This window comes from Spongiibacter sp. UBA1325, from assembly GCF_002306875.1.
Classification (GTDB): Bacteria; Pseudomonadota; Gammaproteobacteria; order Pseudomonadales; family Spongiibacteraceae; genus Spongiibacter; species Spongiibacter marinus.
The window spans coordinates 101,098-117,939 of the sequence record NZ_DBTD01000003.1; the positions used below are offsets into that span (position 1 = coordinate 101,098).

The window sequence follows — 16,842 nt, forward strand, 5'->3', positions numbered from 1 at the left end:
GCGTAAACGGGCCCTAAGGCAAGCCCTCAGTTGAGTCGCTGCGCAAGCCTATTTTGCTGATGCGTTTGCCTTTCATCTCGGCGACCGTCCAGATCATGTTCTGCCATCGAATGTGGTCGCCCAACACCGGTTTGCTGGACAATCGCCGAGATAAAAATTGCGCGAGGGTGAGGCCGGCATTCTTCTCGTTGACCTTCAAGTTATAGAGCTGGGCAATATCGGCTAAGCGCGCATCTGCTTGAAGAATAAAGTCGCCGAAGAAGCGCATATCCAAGCCGTGCGTCGGCGCCTCGCTAAACAGCTTTCCAAGGGCTGGCAGATCTACATCGTGTGCGATGACACAGAGAATATCTCCGCTTAGGAGCAGTGTACTGCCACTTGGGTGGAGGAGCTGTCGGTCGCGGAATAATGCCGCGATCCGCGTATTCTCGGGCATGTGCAGCTGCTTTAATGGCCGACCGATATACCACTTGTCCGCAGCGAGGGTGTAGACGAAGAGCTCCCATTGACTGGCGATATGTATCTCAAGGCCAACGCGCGAAACCGGGGCCGGCGTCGCGGGCACGACGACATCGGCGCGTCGCGCCGCCCAGCTCAGGCTGCTTCCCTGGAATAACAGCGATACTAAAACAATAAAAAAGGCGACATTGAAGTAGAGTTGGGCGTCTTCCAGGCCTGCCATCATCGGGAATATCGCCAGGATAATGGGTACCGCGCCGCGTAGCCCAACCCAGGCTATGAAGGCCCGTTCACGCAGGGCAAAGCTCCTGAAGGGCAATAGGCTGGTGAATACGGCGAGCGGCCGTGCAAAGAAGATCATCCACAATGCCAGTGCGAGGGCAGGCAGGGTCACTGCAAATAACTCGCTAGGGGTAATTAATAGTCCCAGCACCAAGAACATCGCGATTTGGCTGAGCCAGGCCAAGCCGTCAAACATATGCAAAATACCGTGGCGGTTGCGCACCGGGCGATTCCCTAGCACCAAACCACACAGGTAAATAGCGAGAATACCGCTGCCGCCAGCTGCGGTGGTGAGGGCATAGATAACCAGGCCGCCGCTAACAGCCAGCAGGGGATAGAGGCCACTGGCGAGTTCCATTTTATTGATTAAGCGCCACAGCAGGTAGCCGCCGCCGACACCCAGGCCGATTCCTAAGCCAAACTGCCACAGTAAATCCACCGCCAGTGAAAATGAGAGTGGTTGGGCGCTGCGCAGTAATTCAATAAGACTGATCGTCAGGAACATCGCCATCGGGTCGTTGCTGCCCGACTCTATTTCCAGGGTGGCGCCAACCCGCTCATTGAGGCCCTTACCGCCTAATAGCGAGAAAACGGCTGCAGCATCGGTGGAGCCGACGATGGCACCTATTAGCAGGCCCTCCATCCAGGTGAGAGGGAAAAGCAGTGTGGCGATCCAGCCGGTGAGCGCTGCGGTAATCACAACACCAAAGGTGGCGAGTGACAGGGCGGGCCACAGTGCAACCCTAAAACTGCTTATTCGCGTGCGCATGCCGCCATCAAGGAGGATAACCGCCAGAGCAAGATTGCTGATGAGGTAGGCGGTTGAAAAGTTGTCGAAGCGAATACCTCCCGGGCCTTCTTCGCCCGCGAGCATGCCGACACCTAAAAAGATGAGAAGAATAGGAATGCCCAGCCGTGAGGACACGGAGCTAACGAGGATGCTGGCTGCGACGAGGCTGGCGCCGATCAGAAAAAGGGTGTTGATGCTGGCAGCGTCCAAGGGAGTCCTATTCGGTTGGCGTGAAAACGCTAATTAAAGCGAGAGTGTAGGGGCGCTGTCAAAAGCTAAAAGGCAAGATATGAAAGGTCAGCAGGGCTGACCTTTCTCCGGCGAGGGGCTTATTCAGTGGTGTGATCGTCGTATTCGTCTTTAACCTCTTCCACGCCCTCTTGGTAGGAATCTCTGGCGCTTTCAAAGCTTTCATCAACGCTTTCCGCCGCTTCTTCAACAGGGCCCTCGTTGCGGTCGCACGCCGTTAAAGCAGCTGTGCCACCGAGTGTTATCGCAACCATTAAGATGCCTCGTCCGAGAAAAACATGATCAAAGAATGACGTGAATTTCTTCATATGAATACGCTCCATAGTTGTTAGGTTTCGGGCGTCGATGTTCCTTGCGCCTCGCTGTGCAAACGCTGACGATGGGTATTTCTGTCGCTAGCTCTTTTGCATTGGCCATGTCGTGACATGGTGTAGCTGTGACGCAAATTCAGCGACTTTGTTCCCTTGTCGTTGGTGAGGCTGAGGAATATGGGCGGGAGTCAGGCATAAAAAAACCCGCATTGAGCGGGCTTTTTCGCAGCAGACAAAGAGTGATTATCTCTCTAAGTACTGGAGTTTGTCAGGCTTTCCTGCCCATTCTTCTGCGTCGGCCGGAGCATCTTTCATTTCTGTGATATTCGGCCAAACCTCTGCGAGCTCGGCATTCAGCTCGAGGAATACTTGTTGATCATCTGGGAGTTCATCTTCCGAGAAAATGGCTTCTACCGGGCACTCGGGCTCACACAGTGCGCAATCGATGCACTCATCTGGGTGAATAACCAGAAAGTTCGGGCCTTCGTAAAAACAATCAACAGGACATACTTCCACACAGTCTGTGTGCTTACACTTGATGCAATTTTCACCTACAACAAAAGTCATTTTGGTCAGCCCCTTACTCTCTGACTGTGAATCGGCAAGCGCGCATTGTAACACCAGGAAAAAATATCGGTACAGCGTCAGCCTTAACAATAATTTAGGTGTACATAATTTGTTTTACTGATGAGCCGATATTGATCACTTATCACCCAATTCTTTGAGGTGATAGAGGGCCTCCAGCGCTTGGCGGGGAGTCAGCGCATCGGGGTCGATGTCCGCCAGTGCCTCGTCGACCGCTGAGAGGGTGGGGCTGGCAAACAAATCCGCTTGCGGGCCACTGGTTTTTATCACCGGAGCAATCGCCTGTTGTTCCAGCTCGTTGAGTTTACTGCGAGCGGCCGAGATGACTTTTTCGGGCATTCCCGCAAGCTTTGCCACTTGTAGGCCATAACTGCGATTAGCTGGCCCCTCTTCAAGGCGGTGCAAGAAGACGACATGGTCTTTGAATTCCCGCACCCCAAGGTGAACATTGGCCGCGCAGGGGTAGGTTTCGGGCAGTACCGTTAATTCAAAGTAGTGGGTGGCAAACAGGGTAAAGGCCTTGACCTTGTCCGCGAGTTCAATAGCGCTGGCCCAGGCAAGCGAGAGGCCGTCAAAGGTGCTGGTACCGCGACCAATTTCATCCATTAACACCAGGCTGTTTTGTGTGGCGTTGTGGAGAATATTTGCCGTCTCGGTCATTTCCACCATAAAGGTCGAGCGACCGCCAGCCAGGTCGTCTGAGGAGCCGATACGAGTGAAGATCTGGTCAACGACGCTTAGCTTGGCGCGTTTCGCCGGAACAAAGCTGCCGATATGGGCCAGCAGAACAATCAGCGCGGTCTGGCGCATATAGGTCGATTTACCGCCCATATTCGGGCCGGTAATGATGAGGGTTCTGCGACGGCGATCCAGGTTGAGGTCGTTGGCGATGAAGGGTTCGTCTAGAACGCTCTCGACCACGGGGTGACGCCCCTGTTCGATATCGATGCAACCATTGTCGGTAAACTCCGGTTCACAGAAGTCCAGTTGTACGGCGCGTTCTGCGAGGTTGCTTAACACATCTAATTCGCACAGTGCGTGTGCCGAGAGCTGTAGGGCACCTAGATGCTCATTCAAACGATCCAGTAATGCTTCGTAGAGCGCTTTTTCTCGTGCCAGTGCGCGGCTTTTGCTGCTGAGTGCGCGGTCCTCGAACTCTTTGAGTTCCGGCGTGATAAAGCGCTCGGCATTTTTTAAGGTTTGCCGACGAATATATTCTGTTGGAGCATTTTCCGCCTGTGTACGGCTGATTTCTATGTAATAGCCGTGCACACGGTTATAGCCGACCTTTAAGCTGCTGAGTCCGGTCCGTTCTTTTTCGCGCTGTTCCATTGCCACCAAAAATTCGCCAGCATCACTGCTCAGGCTTCGCAGTTCATCCAGCTCGGCATCATAGCCCGGTGCAATGACGCCGCCGTCCCGAATGACCATAGGTGGATTGTCGATAATGGCGGTTTGTAGCAGTTCAGCGAGTGTTGGGAAGCTACTGATATCTGTTGCAATCCCACGAATATGTTCCGTGGGAATTGCCGCTAAAAGTTGCTGCAGGGGCGGCAAAATCGCAAGGGAGCTCTGCAGGCGAGAAAGATCCCGGGGGCGGGCCGAACGCAGCGCAACACGCGCCAAAATTCTTTCCAGGTCGCCAATGGCTTTTAGCTGTTCGCGAATGGATTCAAAGTGATAATCCTGAATCAGCGCTGCGATACTGTTTCGCCTGGCCTCTAATACTGCTCGGTCGCGCAGCGGGCGATGAAGCCAGCGTTTGAGAAGCCGGCTGCCCATCGCTGTCTGGCAGCGATCAATCACGGAGGCGAGGGTGTTGTCGGTACCGCCGCCGAGATTTGTATCAAGCTCGAGGTTGCGGCGGGTGGCGGCGTCCATGGCGACAGCCCGCTCGCATGCATCGTGCTGGAGTCGTCGAATGTGGGGCAATTCGCAGCGCTGTGTATCTTTCACGTATTGCAATAAGCAGCCGGCAGCTGCTGTTGCGACGGGCAGGTTGTCACAGCCGAAGCCGGCGAGGTCTTGAACCTGGAAGTGGCTACACAACAGTCGCAGCGCACTTTCGCTATCGAAGTCCCAAGGCGGAAGGGCACGCCTACCGGGTAAATCTGGCAACCACTCGCCGCCAAAATCTTCGGGTATTAGTAGCTCGGCTGGGCGCAGCCGTTGCAACTCGCTCAGCAAGGCTGGCTCATTTGTTAACTCTGATACGCTGAAGCGGCCGCTGCTCATATCGAGAACGGCTAGCCCGAAGGTATTTTCTTGTCGGCAACAGGCGACCAGTAAATTGTCGCGGCGTTCATCGAGCAGCGCCTCATCGCTCAGTGTTCCGGGGGTGACAATGCGTGCGACCTTTCTTTCCACCGGGCCTTTGCTGGTGGCGGGGTCACCGACTTGCTCGCAAATTGCGACGGAAACGCCATATTTTACCAGGCGAGCGAGGTAGCCTTCCGCGGCGTGATAGGGAACGCCGCACATGGGAATTGGGTTTCCGCCGGATTTTCCGCGGGCGGTGAGGGTGATATCCAGCAAGTCGGAAGCGCGTTTTGCGTCATCGAAAAAGAGCTCATAAAAGTCGCCCATCCGGTAAAATAGTAATTCCTGCGGATGTTGCGCCTTAATTTTCAGGTATTGCTGCATCATTGGCGTGTGCTGGGCCAGGTCGATGCCTGCATTCATAATCACTCTCCGAACCCGAGGGAAAACTCCGCTCGTCACTTTGCTGGGGAAAAGCGAGAAGTTTACGGAATGCCTCGTTGTGTCGCCAGCGTCGCGAGCAGGACTTTTTTTCAGCAGGGATTGACAACGCCTTATATAATACTGAGTATATATACAGTAATTAGTCAGCGGCCTCGCAAGTGTGGTTGAGACCACTAGCGACATGAAGAAGGGTGAGAAACTATGGACGCCAACAAACAGAAGGCTCTGGAGTCGGCATTAGGACAAATTGAGCGCCAGTTTGGTAAGGGCTCAATTATGAAAATGGGGGATAGCTCTCGTGAAATTATGCCCTCTGTTTCCACCGGCTCATTGGGTTTGGATGTTGCCCTTGGGATCGGTGGCCTGCCATTTGGAAGAATCGTAGAGATATATGGCCCTGAGTCTTCGGGTAAAACCACGCTGTGTTTGCAGGTAATGGCTGAAGCGCAAAAGCTGGGCAAGACAGTGGCGATTGTTGATGCAGAGCACGCTCTTGACCCCCAGTATGCCGAAAAGCTTGGTGTAAACCTGGAAGATTTGCTGGTTTCTCAGCCTGACACCGGGGAACAAGCGCTGGAAATTACCGATATGCTGGTTAGATCCGGCTCTGTCGATGTCATTGTTATCGATTCGGTCGCCGCGCTGGTGCCGAAGGCTGAAATCGAGGGCGACATGGGTGACTCTCACGTTGGCCTTCAAGCGAGACTGATGTCCCAGGCACTTAGGAAGCTTACCGGCAGTATCAAGCAGACTAATACACTGGTTATTTTCATCAACCAGATTCGTATGAAGATTGGGGTTATGTTTGGTAACCCCGAAACCACCTCTGGCGGGAATGCCCTGAAATTCTACGCGTCAGTTCGCATGGATATTCGTCGCACCGGCGCGGTGAAGGAGGGCGATGAAGTTGTTGGTAACGAAACCCGCGTTAAAGTTGTGAAAAACAAGGTTTCACCGCCCTTTAAACAAGCTGAATTTCAAATCATGTATGGCCGTGGTATTTACCGCATGGGTGAAGTTATCGACTTGGGCGTCAAGCTGGGCTTAGTTGATAAATCTGGTGCCTGGTATGCCTATAAGGGCGACAAGATTGGTCAGGGTAAGGCGAACGCTGCACGCTTCTTGAGTGAGAACCCCGAAATCGCCAATGAAATTGAATCGGCCATCCGCGAACAGCTGCTACCGAAGCCGGCTGCCAAGAAGGCAGAAGAAAGTGTAGAGGCCAGCGAAGAATAGCGTTGCAGCCAACTGGTTCAGGGGCATTTACCACTGCCCCTGAGTTTTTTCAGTTTAACTTTCGGGCTCTGGAGGCTCTTCCTCAATTTGCAGGCTGAAAGCGTTATCAGCTTTTCTATTACTACTGCTTGTATCAGGTTCTTCTTCGCCGGCGGGAATGCCTCTTGTGCTTTCTAGTTTAATTCTGAGACGCAGGTTGTTGGATGAATCAGCGTTTTTTAACGCATCCTCAAAAGAAATTTTCCCTTCCTCGTAAAGCTTGAACAGGGCGGCATCAAAGGTTTGCATCCCCAGATTTTCTGATTTTGCCATGATCTCTTTGATCGACTCGACTTCGCCTTTGTGAATAGCCTGGGCGACGGTTGGCGTGCCCAATAAAATCTCGATAGCAGCGCAGCGTTTGCCGTCTAGGGTGGGAATCAGACGCTGGGAGACAAAGCACTTTAAGTTGAGGGAGAGGTCGAGCAGTAATTGATTCCGGCGCTCTTCGGGAAAGAAGTTAATGATCCTGTCGAGTGCCTGGTTGGCGTTATTGGCATGCAGTGTGGAAATACACAAGTGCCCTGTTTCGGCAAAGGCAATGGCATGTTCCATCGTTTCACGGTCGCGGATTTCTCCTATTAAAATGACATCAGGTGCCTGCCGGAGTGTATTTTTCAGGGCTTGGTGAAAGCTGCGCGTGTCCACACCAATTTCGCGTTGATTAACAATGCTGCGCTTGTGCCGGTGTATGAACTCAATCGGATCTTCGATCGTAATTATATGACCGCTGCTGTTGGTATTCCGGTGATCAATAAGTGCTGCAAGAGACGTTGATTTACCAGAACCCGTTGCCCCAACGAATAGCACCAGGCCCCGTTTTGTCATAATCACGTCTTTCAAAACTGAGGGTAGCCCCAGGGAGTCGACGTTGGGAATATCGGTGACGATATTACGAGCTACTATCGAGATTTCGTTGCGTTGTTTAAATATATTGACGCGAAAACGGCCAACTTTAGGGATGGCGTAAGCAAGGTTCATTTCGAGTTCTTGGTCGAACTCTTTCTGTTGCTCGCCATCCATAATTTCGTAGGCGATGTCTCTGATCTCGCCCGGTGTAAATGGGTCTTTATCGAGAGGTTTGAGTTTCCCGTGAAATTTCGCGCACGGCGGAGCGCCGGTGCTGAGAAATAAGTCGGAGCCGCCATTTTTCGCGAGAAGGGTGAGGTAGTCATTGAAGTTCATCGTGGTTACAGCCGGCAGATTCTTGTTTTTTTTACAGTGTAACAGTAGTGGTTGTCAGACTATATTTTTTTGCAGGAGGCAGCATTAAGGTAAAAAGGCTCGCGCTACATTACGAGCTTCACTCTATCACTTTCGCAGGTCATGGCTGCGCCTACTTCGGTCTCGGCCAAACTGACGCCGAGCGCATCCAACAGCTGATTAACAATGGCTGTCAGCAGTGGAGAGAGCGTAGATGTGATAATCGCTTCCACAGCGCCCGTCAGCGCACTGGCGGCTGAACCCACAAGGAAGAGGAGCCCACCGAGCGCGTTTCCGGTAATACCATCGCCGCTGTTGGTGGGGGCATAGAACTCGAGGTTTAAGCCCAGCAAATCGCCCTCTAAGTTATCGACCAGGCTTTGAGTATCAACGCTTTGATAGGCCTCATCTATTGGATCTACACCGAACTCGGGCAGGTAGTCGTCGGATGGGTTGTTGGCGAAATTCAGGGTTTCTGAGCCTGCGAGCAAATCAGAGTCTAAACTCAGGCCCAGCCCGCCTCCAGAGAAGGCATCCCGCTCGGCGGCACCGGGATCACCATCCCAAGCGCTGCCGTCCCAGTATTCAGTCCAGCAAATCAGCAGAAGGGTGCACTGGTAGCGTACCCGCTTGGTGCCGATATCGAGTATCGGAATGGGGGCCACGCTTGGTGAAGCTTCATCAAAGGCGTTAGTGGCGGCATCATTCATATCGCTGCCCAGGCTACCGGCAAGTACGCTGACAGCGGAGCTATTGGCGAGCGCATCCAGTGCTTTGTCTTCGCCATCGCAATCGTAATCGGTTACGCGGCCGTCGCCGCTGCCCGCTTCAAGAAGGATATCCAGCCTCGGCGAGCTTAGTACTTCGATATCTAAAAGGTCTCTCTGGATATCACAGTAAACCACGCAGCTCAGTCCCTGAAGTACGCCGAGTATATCCAGTGACAGCAAGCTGCTGACTGTGCCAGCGATGCCGCTCAGTAAAGGGTTGTCATTTACGAGGCTTAGCAGCGTATTTAAGGTAGCGCCGACAATTGGCAGATCCAGCGAAATAAATGTGCGTACTTGGGCTGATCTGACAAATATCGCATCTCCGCCGTAAGGCGCATCTGCAGCGAGTTTTGGGTTGCCCGTGGCCATGAGTCTTGGCGGGTCGGTCACTTGCAGTTTTACCGTTGCGCCCGCTAAGCCGAGAAGGTTTATGGGTATGTCGGCGGCGATCGCGGATTTGCTATTCGCCAGTTGAATGGTCCCTTGAACAAGTTGCATTGCTTGTAGGCCAATATCTAGTGCGGCTTCGGGTGCTCCCGTTTGCACCTCAAGCAGCTCACCGAGCGATATCAGCGGAGTGGCCCCAGGGATGGCTAAGACGAGATCACGAAATGCGCTAACCGCAGCGGTATTACCGCCTAACTCCAGTACATCTGCGCCGACGTCGAGTAGATCTCCCAGACTAACGTCGGCGTTAAGTACGCTGTCATAGTCTCCTGCAGAGATGCCGAGATCAACGGCCAGAGCATCAAGGTAACTCAGCAAATTGAGGTTTGTGTCCAGTAGACCGTCCCACTGTGCGACACTGAGGTTAAGGGTAGTACCTAACAAGCCGCCTAAGACGCCGTTAAGAAGTGCTGATTGGCTTGAGTCGACATTGAGTAAATTGCTGCGCAAATGTAGCGATGCGACGGGCTGGCAAGCTTCTGCAGCGCCCCGCGCCTCAATAGTGATTGTTTGGCTGCCGCCAGGTACTACACTGCCGAAAAGGGATGCACGTATTGTTCGCGTCAGCGTGACCTGTACGGCCTTTCCATCTGCGCTTGCGGTGAATTGTTTGACGCTACCACCGTTGCCGTCGTCAGCGCTCGTAATCTCACCGAGCACAACCGCAATGCCGCCCGCATCGCCACGAAAATTATTGCGCTCACTAGCCAATGCCGCCTGGGCGGCCGCAAATAGGCCGTCATCATCTAGCGATTGGTCGCGACAATAAGTCAACGACGTTTCCAGGGCCGCTAAGTCAGCCTGCCTTTGTAGGGTGCGCTTCTCAAGAAAGAGCCTGCCAGTATCGACTGAGAGCGCAAGAAAAGCAGTTATTGCCAACATCAACGCAGCTAAGGTCAGCGTCATTACCCCTCTCTGTTGCGAAGGCGTTGGCTGGCGAATAAAGCGGCGGGCAGCACTCATTACTATTCCGTTTTAAAGTCTGTGTCGATAAATGACACGGGAATCGGGCGGTCAAAGCTTTCGGTATAGCGCTTGTAGCTTAATGCGCGCGAGGCGCCGTTCTGCTTCTGAGGAATATCAGAGGCTATTTCTCCAGAACGTTGAGCGTCTAGGGCTCGGGTTGTTGCAGTGTCGCGGCTAATGTCATAGCTAGGTTCGCCCGCGGTGACCGCACAACTAAAGGCGAGTGATGAAAGTATCAATAGTCGATTTTTCATACGTTAATTCCCTATCTAACAATGGCGCGTTTGGCGACAGTGGGCTCTGTGAAATGGTTTGCTTTTTCAAGGAGCTGATTAAATTCTGCACTATTAATGTCGTTGTTTTGAGCGAGGCGTAGTGCGGTTCGGGTGTCACCATCAAGTATCAGGCTGATGATCATGTTACGCAGAGCGACCGGATGACCATTTTTCAGTTGCAATGCGGTCATAAACTCTCGTTGGGCTGCTTTGAAGTCTCGCATTGCCAGGAGAATGAAGCCGTAGTCATTGCGAACATCTGCGCTGGTAGGGGCGAGGTGTCTGGCTTTCAACATGTGCTGATGGGCAATGGCTAGATCGCCACGGGTGGCAAGTATCTTCGCCATGCCAGCGTGTCCGGCAGCGGTCATGCAGGTTAGGCTGAGGTCTCTGTAGTTATCGTAGGCCTCACTCAGCATCCCCGTCTTACGTTGTGCTTCGGCGGTCAACCAAAGGGCCCGAGGACTATTACTGTCATCCTGTTCCAGGTGCGCCTGTGCAGAGAAATAGCTGCCTTCTGACAATAACTGCTCAACAAGATCTAGTTTTACCCGTTGGGCTTGGCTCAATGACGCACCACAATCTGCACGGTTTTGCGATAGTTGCGAGGGCGCTGAGGCGCATGCTGATAACAGCAGTGATGCCAGCATCAACGGCAGAAAGCGTCGAAAACAGGCGTTGTTTATTGACGTATTCATCATCCACCTAACTCGTTCAGCGCTTGCACCATGGAGAAAAAGCTAGGGCCAGCTGCAAGTAATACCAAAGCGGGAAATAAAAACAGCATCATAACCAATGACATCTTTCCCGATATTTTATTGACCTGCTCTTGTAAGCTAAGCCGCCGACGGTTTTGTAAGAGCAAGTAGAGTTCGTCAAGAGACTTATCGATACTGCCGCCAGTAATGGACTGCTGACGGATTACAATCAAATACTCCTTGAAGCCCTCTGCACTGCAGCTATTGATAAGCTCATAAAGGGCCTCTTCTTGACTCTGCCCCGACTCAATTTTATTTGCTGCAAGGGAAAGCTCCTTGGCGCAGTTGGGTGACAGTTCTGACAGTTGCTCGCAAATAATGCCAAGGGTTTTGGGTAAAGACAGGCCGACGCGCCATAGCATGCGCGTGGTCTGAATTAACATCATGGTTTCTTTTTCTAAGGCGTTTTGTCGCTCGTCTGCTTGGTTTTTTAGAATGAGGTAGGCCAGTACAACACTGCCAATCACTGTCGCACCGGTGATGGCCAAGACCTGCCCGATCGCCAGCCCCTTAAACAGACTCGCCGCCGCGGCAATTACGCCCAATACTAGGCAAGCGACCAAGGTAAAAGAAATCGCTTTGATCTGTTGTGCGCTGGTAAACAGTCCTGCGCGGCGTAGCAGCTGAGAGAGCGAGGCAATATGGGTGTTTTCCTCGCGAAGCATGCGCCAGGTGTCATGGCGCCCAAACTCTAGCTTGGTGTTCTCGCTGGCATCACTGTTAATGTGTGCGGTAGCTAGGAGTATTACCGGTGCGGTGCATAATATAAGTGCGCCGATAATGAAAAAATAATGTTGCGCTTCCATGTCTATTGCCTATGACTCTATTGAGTTAACCATGCGCCACAGTACGAATACGCCCAGTATTTCCATTACCGCGGAGATGATAAATAGGGACTTACCACTGCTTTGAGACCACACTTCCAACATCATGTCTGGATTAATACTAAACATGTATACGGCGATACCCGGCGGCAGCAGAGCGAGTACTGTCGCTGTGAAACGTGTTTCTCCAGTCATGGCGGCTAGTTCACGCTTGCCGGCCTCATCCATTCGCAATATACCCACGATATCATCCAGAATAGAGCGGATGCTCCCGCCGTATTGTTCGTTGATGCGCAGGGCCGTCGCAATTACGTTGAATTCGTGTAGTTTCGTCACGCCAGCTTCACGGCTGAAAGCCTGATGAAGGTCGTAGCCCAGGTGTACCCGTCTGACTACTCGTCGCATGACGGTGCCTAAGGGGCGTTCCAAAGTTTCAACTGAGTCTGCGAAGGCATTTTCTACAGAAATACCCGCCGAAAGTCTGCGGGTAACTTGGTTGATAAAAGAGGGCAGCTGCTCAAGCATCTTCGCCCGACGTTTGCTGCCGACAAATTTTATGCTGAGAAACGCGACGGCATAGCCAGTTAGAATGCTGATGGCAGCGATACTAATCGGCAGTAACGCGATGCACAGAATCGTCATTGCTGCGAGGCTGGCAATGACGCTGTAGATCACGACAGCTGGGAGCTCTACGCCGTTGGCGGCTAAGTAATTAGTAATGAACTCCGGCACGGGATCTTTGCGTTCGACCTCGGCGATTTCTACCTCTGCCGGTGCTTCGACATTGACCAACAGCATGAGCACAAAGGCGAGGCCAATCATTAGTGCTACCAGGGCTATCCAAAACATCACGGCGACCCCGGCATTACGTCGTTGAGTAGAGGAACATTTTGTTCACTGGGGTTTCTGGCAAGATTACCGCCAGCATCCAAAGCGAATAGCTCGCGTAGTTGCAGTCCGTTCGCCGTATTCGTGAGTTTGCATATTTGCATTACACAGCGATGCCCATTTGATTGGCGGCCGATATGAACGATCATGTCCAATGCACTGCCAATCATTTTGAGAATTAACTCGCTTGAGCCTTTGAACCCCGACATCCCTACCATCATTTCCAGCCTAGTGATCGCATCGCTAGCTGAGTTGGCATGCACGGTGGTCATCGAGCCGTTGTGGCCGGTGTTCATGGCTTGCAACATGTCCACGACCTCTCCACCGCGGCTTTCACCGACAATAATTCGGTCTGGGCGCATGCGAAGGGCGTTTTTGACAAGCTCGCCCGCTGTGACTTGGCCAACACCTTCATTGTTTTCAGGTCGGGTCTCTAGTCGCACCACGTGGCTATTGCGCAATTGGAGTTCTGCTGCGTCCTCGATGGTTACGATGCGCTCGGTTGCAGGAATATACTGGCTCAGAATGTTAAGCAAAGTGGTCTTACCGGAGCCGGTCGCCCCGCTTATTAAGATATTGCGCCTTTTAGCAACCGACTCGCTGAGAAAGTCCAGTGCGTCCTTGGTTATCGATCCGCCGGCCAGGAGTTCTTCGGCGGTCAGAGGGTCCTTGCGGAACTTTCGGATAGACAGGCAGGGACCATCTAGTGCGAGCGGCGGTACGATGGCGTTAATACGGCTACCATCTGCCAGTCGGCCATCAACGATGGGGCTGGATTCATCGATGCGGCGCCCCAGTGGCGATATCATGCGTCGAATAACCCGAAGCACATGGCGGTCGTCTAGAAACCGCATAGACGATTGTTCTAGTACGCCGCGTCGTTCGACAAAGATGCGCCGCGGACCATTAATCAAGATGTCATTGATATCGGGGTCGTCGAGAAGAACTTGTAGGGGGCCGAACCCCACAATTTCGTCCAGCAGCTCTTTCTCTAGATTGTCGAATTTTTCTCGGCCGATATTCACCTCGTATATACGACAATACTGCCGTATATAAGCACCGATCGCTTCTTCTAACTTTTTTGAGTCATCGTCGTAGATGATATTGTCATCTTCGATACGATCTATGACAAAGCGATGTAGGGCGGCTTTGAGCGTCTCGTAATCGTCGAGTTGTTCCTGCTTAGTTTCAGGTGTTCTCCGGTCGATCAGCCTCATCACTGGGCTCCCTTATTAATCTGCGAATCCGACATCGGATTTTTGCGCCTTCTTCGCTGCTCGCTCGCTGGATTTATCTAAGTCGCGAAACAGCATATCGGTAAATGAGGGGACATAGTGCTTATAGGTTTCACCGGGTAGTTCTGGCAGCTCCGCGTCCTTGGCAATGGGATTTACCAGGTGGGGAGTGACAATCATGATCAGCTCTTTGTCTTCCTGCGAAAACCGTGTAGAGCGGAATAGGGCGCCCAATATAGGGATGTCTCCCAGGCCGGGCAGCCGGTCGGCATTGGTAAAGGTGTTTCTGCTTACCAAACCACTGATAATGAAGCTCTCCCCGGGAGCGAGCTGGATCGAGGTGTCAGTGCGTCTCACGCGCAGAGAGGGGACGGAAACGCCGCTGGCTTGCACGCCGTTTGTGAAGTCCAAGTCACTGACTTCTGGGGCAACTTTTAGCATGATGCTATTTTCACTGAGCACGGTTGGTGTTAAGTGCAGCCGCACACCAAACTCTTTGTATTCAATTTGAATTTGGCCATCGCGGTTTGACGCTGGGTAGGGGAATTCTCCACCCGCTAAAAAAGTTGCTGTTTGACCAGACATGCTGACCAGCGAGGGTTGAGCCAATGTGTAGGCATAGCCGTTTCGAGCAAGGGCATTAATGGCTGCACTAAAACCATTTTTTACATGACCTACTAGTATTGAGGAAGCATCCGCGCCTGTTGGTGTAATACCTAATAATGCACCCAGTGGCCCATTGCCCTCTAATAGCGGAAGTAAACCAGATCCGCCTGTTGCGATAGAGGTATCCCCGCCGACGTAGGACAGTGCGGTTCCAATTTGTTTGAGTTGGGATCGGCTAAATTCAACAATGCGAATATCCGTTTGCACCTGCATGGAGCCGCGCTGAACGGTGTTGTCCAAAACATTGGGGCCACTCGATGTGAGTAGCTGCTGATGTTGTTGTAAGGATCGAGTCTCGCCCTGCAGGCTGATATAGGGGCCACTGCTGTCCACCGCAACGCCGTCGCGCGTACTAGGAGACAAACTGGGCACAACTTCTATGCGAAATTCCGTCGGCTCCTTGCCGCCCTGCCAAAGCAACAGCGAGGTTGCACCAAGTTGTTTTGCAGTCAGAAGAAATTCTCTTGAATTGAGCACTTTAAGTGACGCAACTTCCGGGCGCCCAATGGCGCTCCTTTTTACGCTGTATTTGGTACTCAGCATTTGCTGCTCACCCAGTTCCAGTCGCAGGGTCTTGTAGGGCTCTGCATGCAGGCTGGTGATTAGCCCTAACAGCAAAGCAATTAAAAATCCCTGTTTCATGATAGATGCTCCATATCGAACCAGTGGTTGCTGCATTAGTTTCGTACTCGAATTGTCTCGACTTTATCGCCGCTATACATATAAATGGATTTTGGCGGTGGGGCGGGTTTAAAGCCCGTGACTTCTCGCATTAAGGTTGCTTTGTCTTCGTTTTCTTCGGGTGTTTCACCGGATGCGATCATCTCCTCGCGTGCCAGGCGGTCAGCTTCGCCGATCGCTACCAATCGAAGTCCCCCGGCGCTCTCGGCTAACACAAGGCGGTTTACCTCGTCTGTAGGCACTTCCAGTACCGCGGAGCGGCTGCGTTTTCCGCCATCTTTGTTGTTCGCTTTTTTACTGCTCTCGTTAGTAACCGGCTGAGGCTTTTCGCCCTCGACCTCGTCGCCAAACGCGATCAGACGAATATTGCGTAGTACGCGTCGAGACATACTGCGGTCGTTGGTCTCTTTTGTGGCGCGGCTATTAAAGATGACGTCAACAAAATCCCCGGGCTTTAAGAAGCCACCAGTGCCGATAACCTCGTCAACTTTAACGGCAACGGCGCGGTGACCGGGCTGAATTTGCTCAGCTAACTTGCTATCGGATTCGAAATCGCTGTCACGAATCACCGAACCTTTCAGAATGTCTTGTTTACTTCGCTTGTTAAGTAGCTCTGAGACCGTTGCAAAGCTGCCCTCGACCTTGATGGCATAAGGAACTTGCATCAGCTCCTCTTCGGTCAGGGTTTCTCCCTTGGCGATGTCTCTTGTTGCAATGACTAGCTTTTGAGCATATGTGTAGGAGTCGGCCTGCGTTGCCACAGTCTGCCGCTGTTGGTCGCGAATAGCATCTTGTTGGCTAATTCGATAACCAATGATACCCATGATAACTGCGCTGATAATTAGCAGTGCAGCGATGATCTTGAGAGTCCTTGCTTGCATCGGTATATCCCTTGAATGCATCTAAGATGAAGTTATCGTATTACACCGTCGCTACATTTTAGTTTAGCGTCTCTTTCCCTGATGTTAGGTGGTGTGACGTTGTGCTGATATTGTGGCACCTACGTATAGTTTCCTTGTCGCGATTGCTACATGCGCAGGCTGGAACGGCTCACTACCGGGTCGGGCAGGTTGGGAATGCTGCCGATAATAGGTAGATTTATGCTGTCCAAAATAGGTGGAGCGCTGAGCCTCACCGTGCATAGCATTGTTGCATCGCAGCTGAAGAAATCATCGCCGGCCGTTGCTGCATTGACGAGGTCCGCGGAGAACCAAGTAAGTGAATTCTGGACTTGCGCCGTGACGACAGGCTCTAGCTCGGCCTCCGTGCATACTGCTGCAGCACAGTCTGTAGCTAGCGCCGCTCTGAGAGCATCTTCACCCGCATAGGCGAAACTCTGCAACAGTAGAAAATACATCCCATAGGCCATCACTGCATAGCTTAGAGCGAAAAATACCGGGAATAGAATGGCGAATTCAATAGCGACCACACCGCTCTGGCGCGCGTTATTTGAAGTACTTGGCGCCCCGGCCATA

Annotated in this window: 15 protein-coding genes; 1 reads left to right on the forward strand and 14 read right to left on the reverse strand. The window is 52.4% G+C overall.

Annotated elements, in window-relative coordinates; translation table 11 throughout:
- Nucleotides 1–13: 13 nt before the first annotated feature.
- The 4 genes from B3K78_RS01890 to mutS all read right to left on the reverse strand — a co-directional run bounded on the left by B3K78_RS01890 (nt 14) and on the right by mutS (nt 5,358).
- Nucleotides 14–1,741 (reverse strand): potassium/proton antiporter, encoded by a 1,728-nt coding sequence (locus B3K78_RS01890; protein ID WP_286694108.1) that lies wholly within the window; start codon nt 1,739–1,741, stop codon nt 14–16.
- Nucleotides 1,742–1,860: 119 nt separating this feature from the next.
- A complete protein-coding gene (locus B3K78_RS01895; RefSeq protein ID WP_204995549.1) occupies nt 1,861–2,088 on the reverse strand; it encodes a hypothetical protein in 228 nt (75 codons plus the stop codon).
- A gap of 246 nt (nt 2,089–2,334) precedes the next feature.
- Complete coding sequence (gene fdxA / locus B3K78_RS01900) at nt 2,335–2,658, reverse strand: ferredoxin FdxA (RefSeq protein WP_027872654.1); 324 nt, start codon at nt 2,656–2,658, stop codon at nt 2,335–2,337.
- A gap of 135 nt (nt 2,659–2,793) precedes the next feature.
- Complete coding sequence (gene mutS, locus B3K78_RS01905) at nt 2,794–5,358, reverse strand: DNA mismatch repair protein MutS (RefSeq protein ID WP_286694109.1); 2,565 nt, start codon at nt 5,356–5,358, stop codon at nt 2,794–2,796.
- A 222-nt stretch (nt 5,359–5,580) separates the two neighbouring features.
- Here mutS and recA point away from each other — a divergent pair, with 222 nt between their 5' ends.
- Nucleotides 5,581–6,615 (forward strand): recombinase RecA, encoded by a 1,035-nt coding sequence (gene recA / locus B3K78_RS01910; protein ID WP_204995548.1) that lies wholly within the window; start codon nt 5,581–5,583, stop codon nt 6,613–6,615.
- Nucleotides 6,616–6,669: 54 nt separating this feature from the next.
- Here the strand turns inward: recA and B3K78_RS01915 are convergent, their stop codons facing one another.
- The 10 genes from B3K78_RS01915 to B3K78_RS01960 all read right to left on the reverse strand — a co-directional run bounded on the left by B3K78_RS01915 (nt 6,670) and on the right by B3K78_RS01960 (nt 16,841).
- Entirely contained in the window at nt 6,670–7,839 is a 1,170-nt protein-coding gene (locus B3K78_RS01915) for a PilT/PilU family type 4a pilus ATPase (protein ID WP_204995547.1), read from the reverse strand.
- Nucleotides 7,840–7,943: 104 nt separating this feature from the next.
- The gene (locus B3K78_RS01920) at nt 7,944–10,037 is read right to left on the reverse strand and encodes a TadG family pilus assembly protein (RefSeq protein WP_286694110.1); all 2,094 of its coding nucleotides are present in this window, start codon (nt 10,035–10,037) and stop codon (nt 7,944–7,946) included.
- Nucleotides 10,038–10,039: 2 nt separating this feature from the next.
- On the reverse strand, nt 10,040–10,294 hold the full coding sequence (locus B3K78_RS01925; protein ID WP_204995545.1) for a DUF3613 domain-containing protein: 255 nt from the start codon (nt 10,292–10,294) through the stop codon (nt 10,040–10,042).
- Between the two features lie 11 nt (nt 10,295–10,305).
- Nucleotides 10,306–11,016, reverse strand: coding sequence for a tetratricopeptide repeat protein (locus B3K78_RS01930; RefSeq protein ID WP_286694111.1), 711 nt, complete (start codon nt 11,014–11,016; stop codon nt 10,306–10,308).
- On the reverse strand, nt 11,013–11,879 hold the full coding sequence (locus tag B3K78_RS01935) for a type II secretion system F family protein (protein ID WP_204995543.1): 867 nt from the start codon (nt 11,877–11,879) through the stop codon (nt 11,013–11,015). The genes B3K78_RS01930 and B3K78_RS01935 overlap by 4 nt, the downstream gene beginning before the upstream one ends.
- A 9-nt stretch (nt 11,880–11,888) precedes the next feature.
- On the reverse strand, nt 11,889–12,746 hold the full coding sequence (locus B3K78_RS01940; protein WP_051170801.1) for a type II secretion system F family protein: 858 nt from the start codon (nt 12,744–12,746) through the stop codon (nt 11,889–11,891).
- Nucleotides 12,746–14,002, reverse strand: coding sequence for a TadA family conjugal transfer-associated ATPase (locus tag B3K78_RS01945; RefSeq protein ID WP_204995541.1), 1,257 nt, complete (start codon nt 14,000–14,002; stop codon nt 12,746–12,748). The genes B3K78_RS01940 and B3K78_RS01945 overlap by 1 nt, the downstream gene beginning before the upstream one ends.
- A 15-nt stretch (nt 14,003–14,017) precedes the next feature.
- The gene (locus B3K78_RS01950; RefSeq protein WP_286694112.1) at nt 14,018–15,328 is read right to left on the reverse strand and encodes a type II and III secretion system protein family protein; all 1,311 of its coding nucleotides are present in this window, start codon (nt 15,326–15,328) and stop codon (nt 14,018–14,020) included.
- Nucleotides 15,329–15,363: 35 nt separating this feature from the next.
- The gene (cpaB, locus tag B3K78_RS01955; RefSeq protein ID WP_204995539.1) at nt 15,364–16,248 is read right to left on the reverse strand and encodes a Flp pilus assembly protein CpaB; all 885 of its coding nucleotides are present in this window, start codon (nt 16,246–16,248) and stop codon (nt 15,364–15,366) included.
- Nucleotides 16,249–16,394: 146 nt separating this feature from the next.
- The gene (locus tag B3K78_RS01960) at nt 16,395–16,841 is read right to left on the reverse strand and encodes a TadE family protein (protein WP_204995538.1); all 447 of its coding nucleotides are present in this window, start codon (nt 16,839–16,841) and stop codon (nt 16,395–16,397) included.
- Nucleotide 16,842 lies beyond the last annotated feature (1 nt).

Excerpts from the sequence above, each read along its gene's own strand:
- B3K78_RS01895 (WP_204995549.1), bottom strand. The coding sequence starts at position 2,088 with ATGAAGAAATTCACGTCATTCTTTGATCATGTTTTTCTCGGACGAGGC.
- fdxA (WP_027872654.1), bottom strand. The coding sequence starts at position 2,658 with ATGACTTTTGTTGTAGGTGAAAATTGCATCAAGTGTAAGCACACAGAC.
- mutS (WP_286694109.1), bottom strand. The coding sequence starts at position 5,358 with ATGAATGCAGGCATCGACCTGGCCCAGCACACGCCAATGATGCAGCAA.
- recA (WP_204995548.1), top strand. The coding sequence starts at position 5,581 with ATGGACGCCAACAAACAGAAGGCTCTGGAGTCGGCATTAGGACAAATT.
- B3K78_RS01915 (WP_204995547.1), bottom strand. The coding sequence starts at position 7,839 with ATGAACTTCAATGACTACCTCACCCTTCTCGCGAAAAATGGCGGCTCC.
- B3K78_RS01920 (WP_286694110.1), bottom strand. The coding sequence starts at position 10,037 with ATGAGTGCTGCCCGCCGCTTTATTCGCCAGCCAACGCCTTCGCAACAG.
- B3K78_RS01925 (WP_204995545.1), bottom strand. The coding sequence starts at position 10,294 with ATGAAAAATCGACTATTGATACTTTCATCACTCGCCTTTAGTTGTGCG.
- B3K78_RS01930 (WP_286694111.1), bottom strand. The coding sequence starts at position 11,016 with ATGATGAATACGTCAATAAACAACGCCTGTTTTCGACGCTTTCTGCCG.
- B3K78_RS01935 (WP_204995543.1), bottom strand. The coding sequence starts at position 11,879 with ATGGAAGCGCAACATTATTTTTTCATTATCGGCGCACTTATATTATGC.
- B3K78_RS01940 (WP_051170801.1), bottom strand. The coding sequence starts at position 12,746 with ATGTTTTGGATAGCCCTGGTAGCACTAATGATTGGCCTCGCCTTTGTG.
- B3K78_RS01945 (WP_204995541.1), bottom strand. The coding sequence starts at position 14,002 with ATGAGGCTGATCGACCGGAGAACACCTGAAACTAAGCAGGAACAACTC.
- B3K78_RS01950 (WP_286694112.1), bottom strand. The coding sequence starts at position 15,328 with ATGAAACAGGGATTTTTAATTGCTTTGCTGTTAGGGCTAATCACCAGC.
- cpaB (WP_204995539.1), bottom strand. The coding sequence starts at position 16,248 with ATGCAAGCAAGGACTCTCAAGATCATCGCTGCACTGCTAATTATCAGC.
- B3K78_RS01960 (WP_204995538.1), bottom strand. The coding sequence starts at position 16,841 with ATGGCCGGGGCGCCAAGTACTTCAAATAACGCGCGCCAGAGCGGTGTG.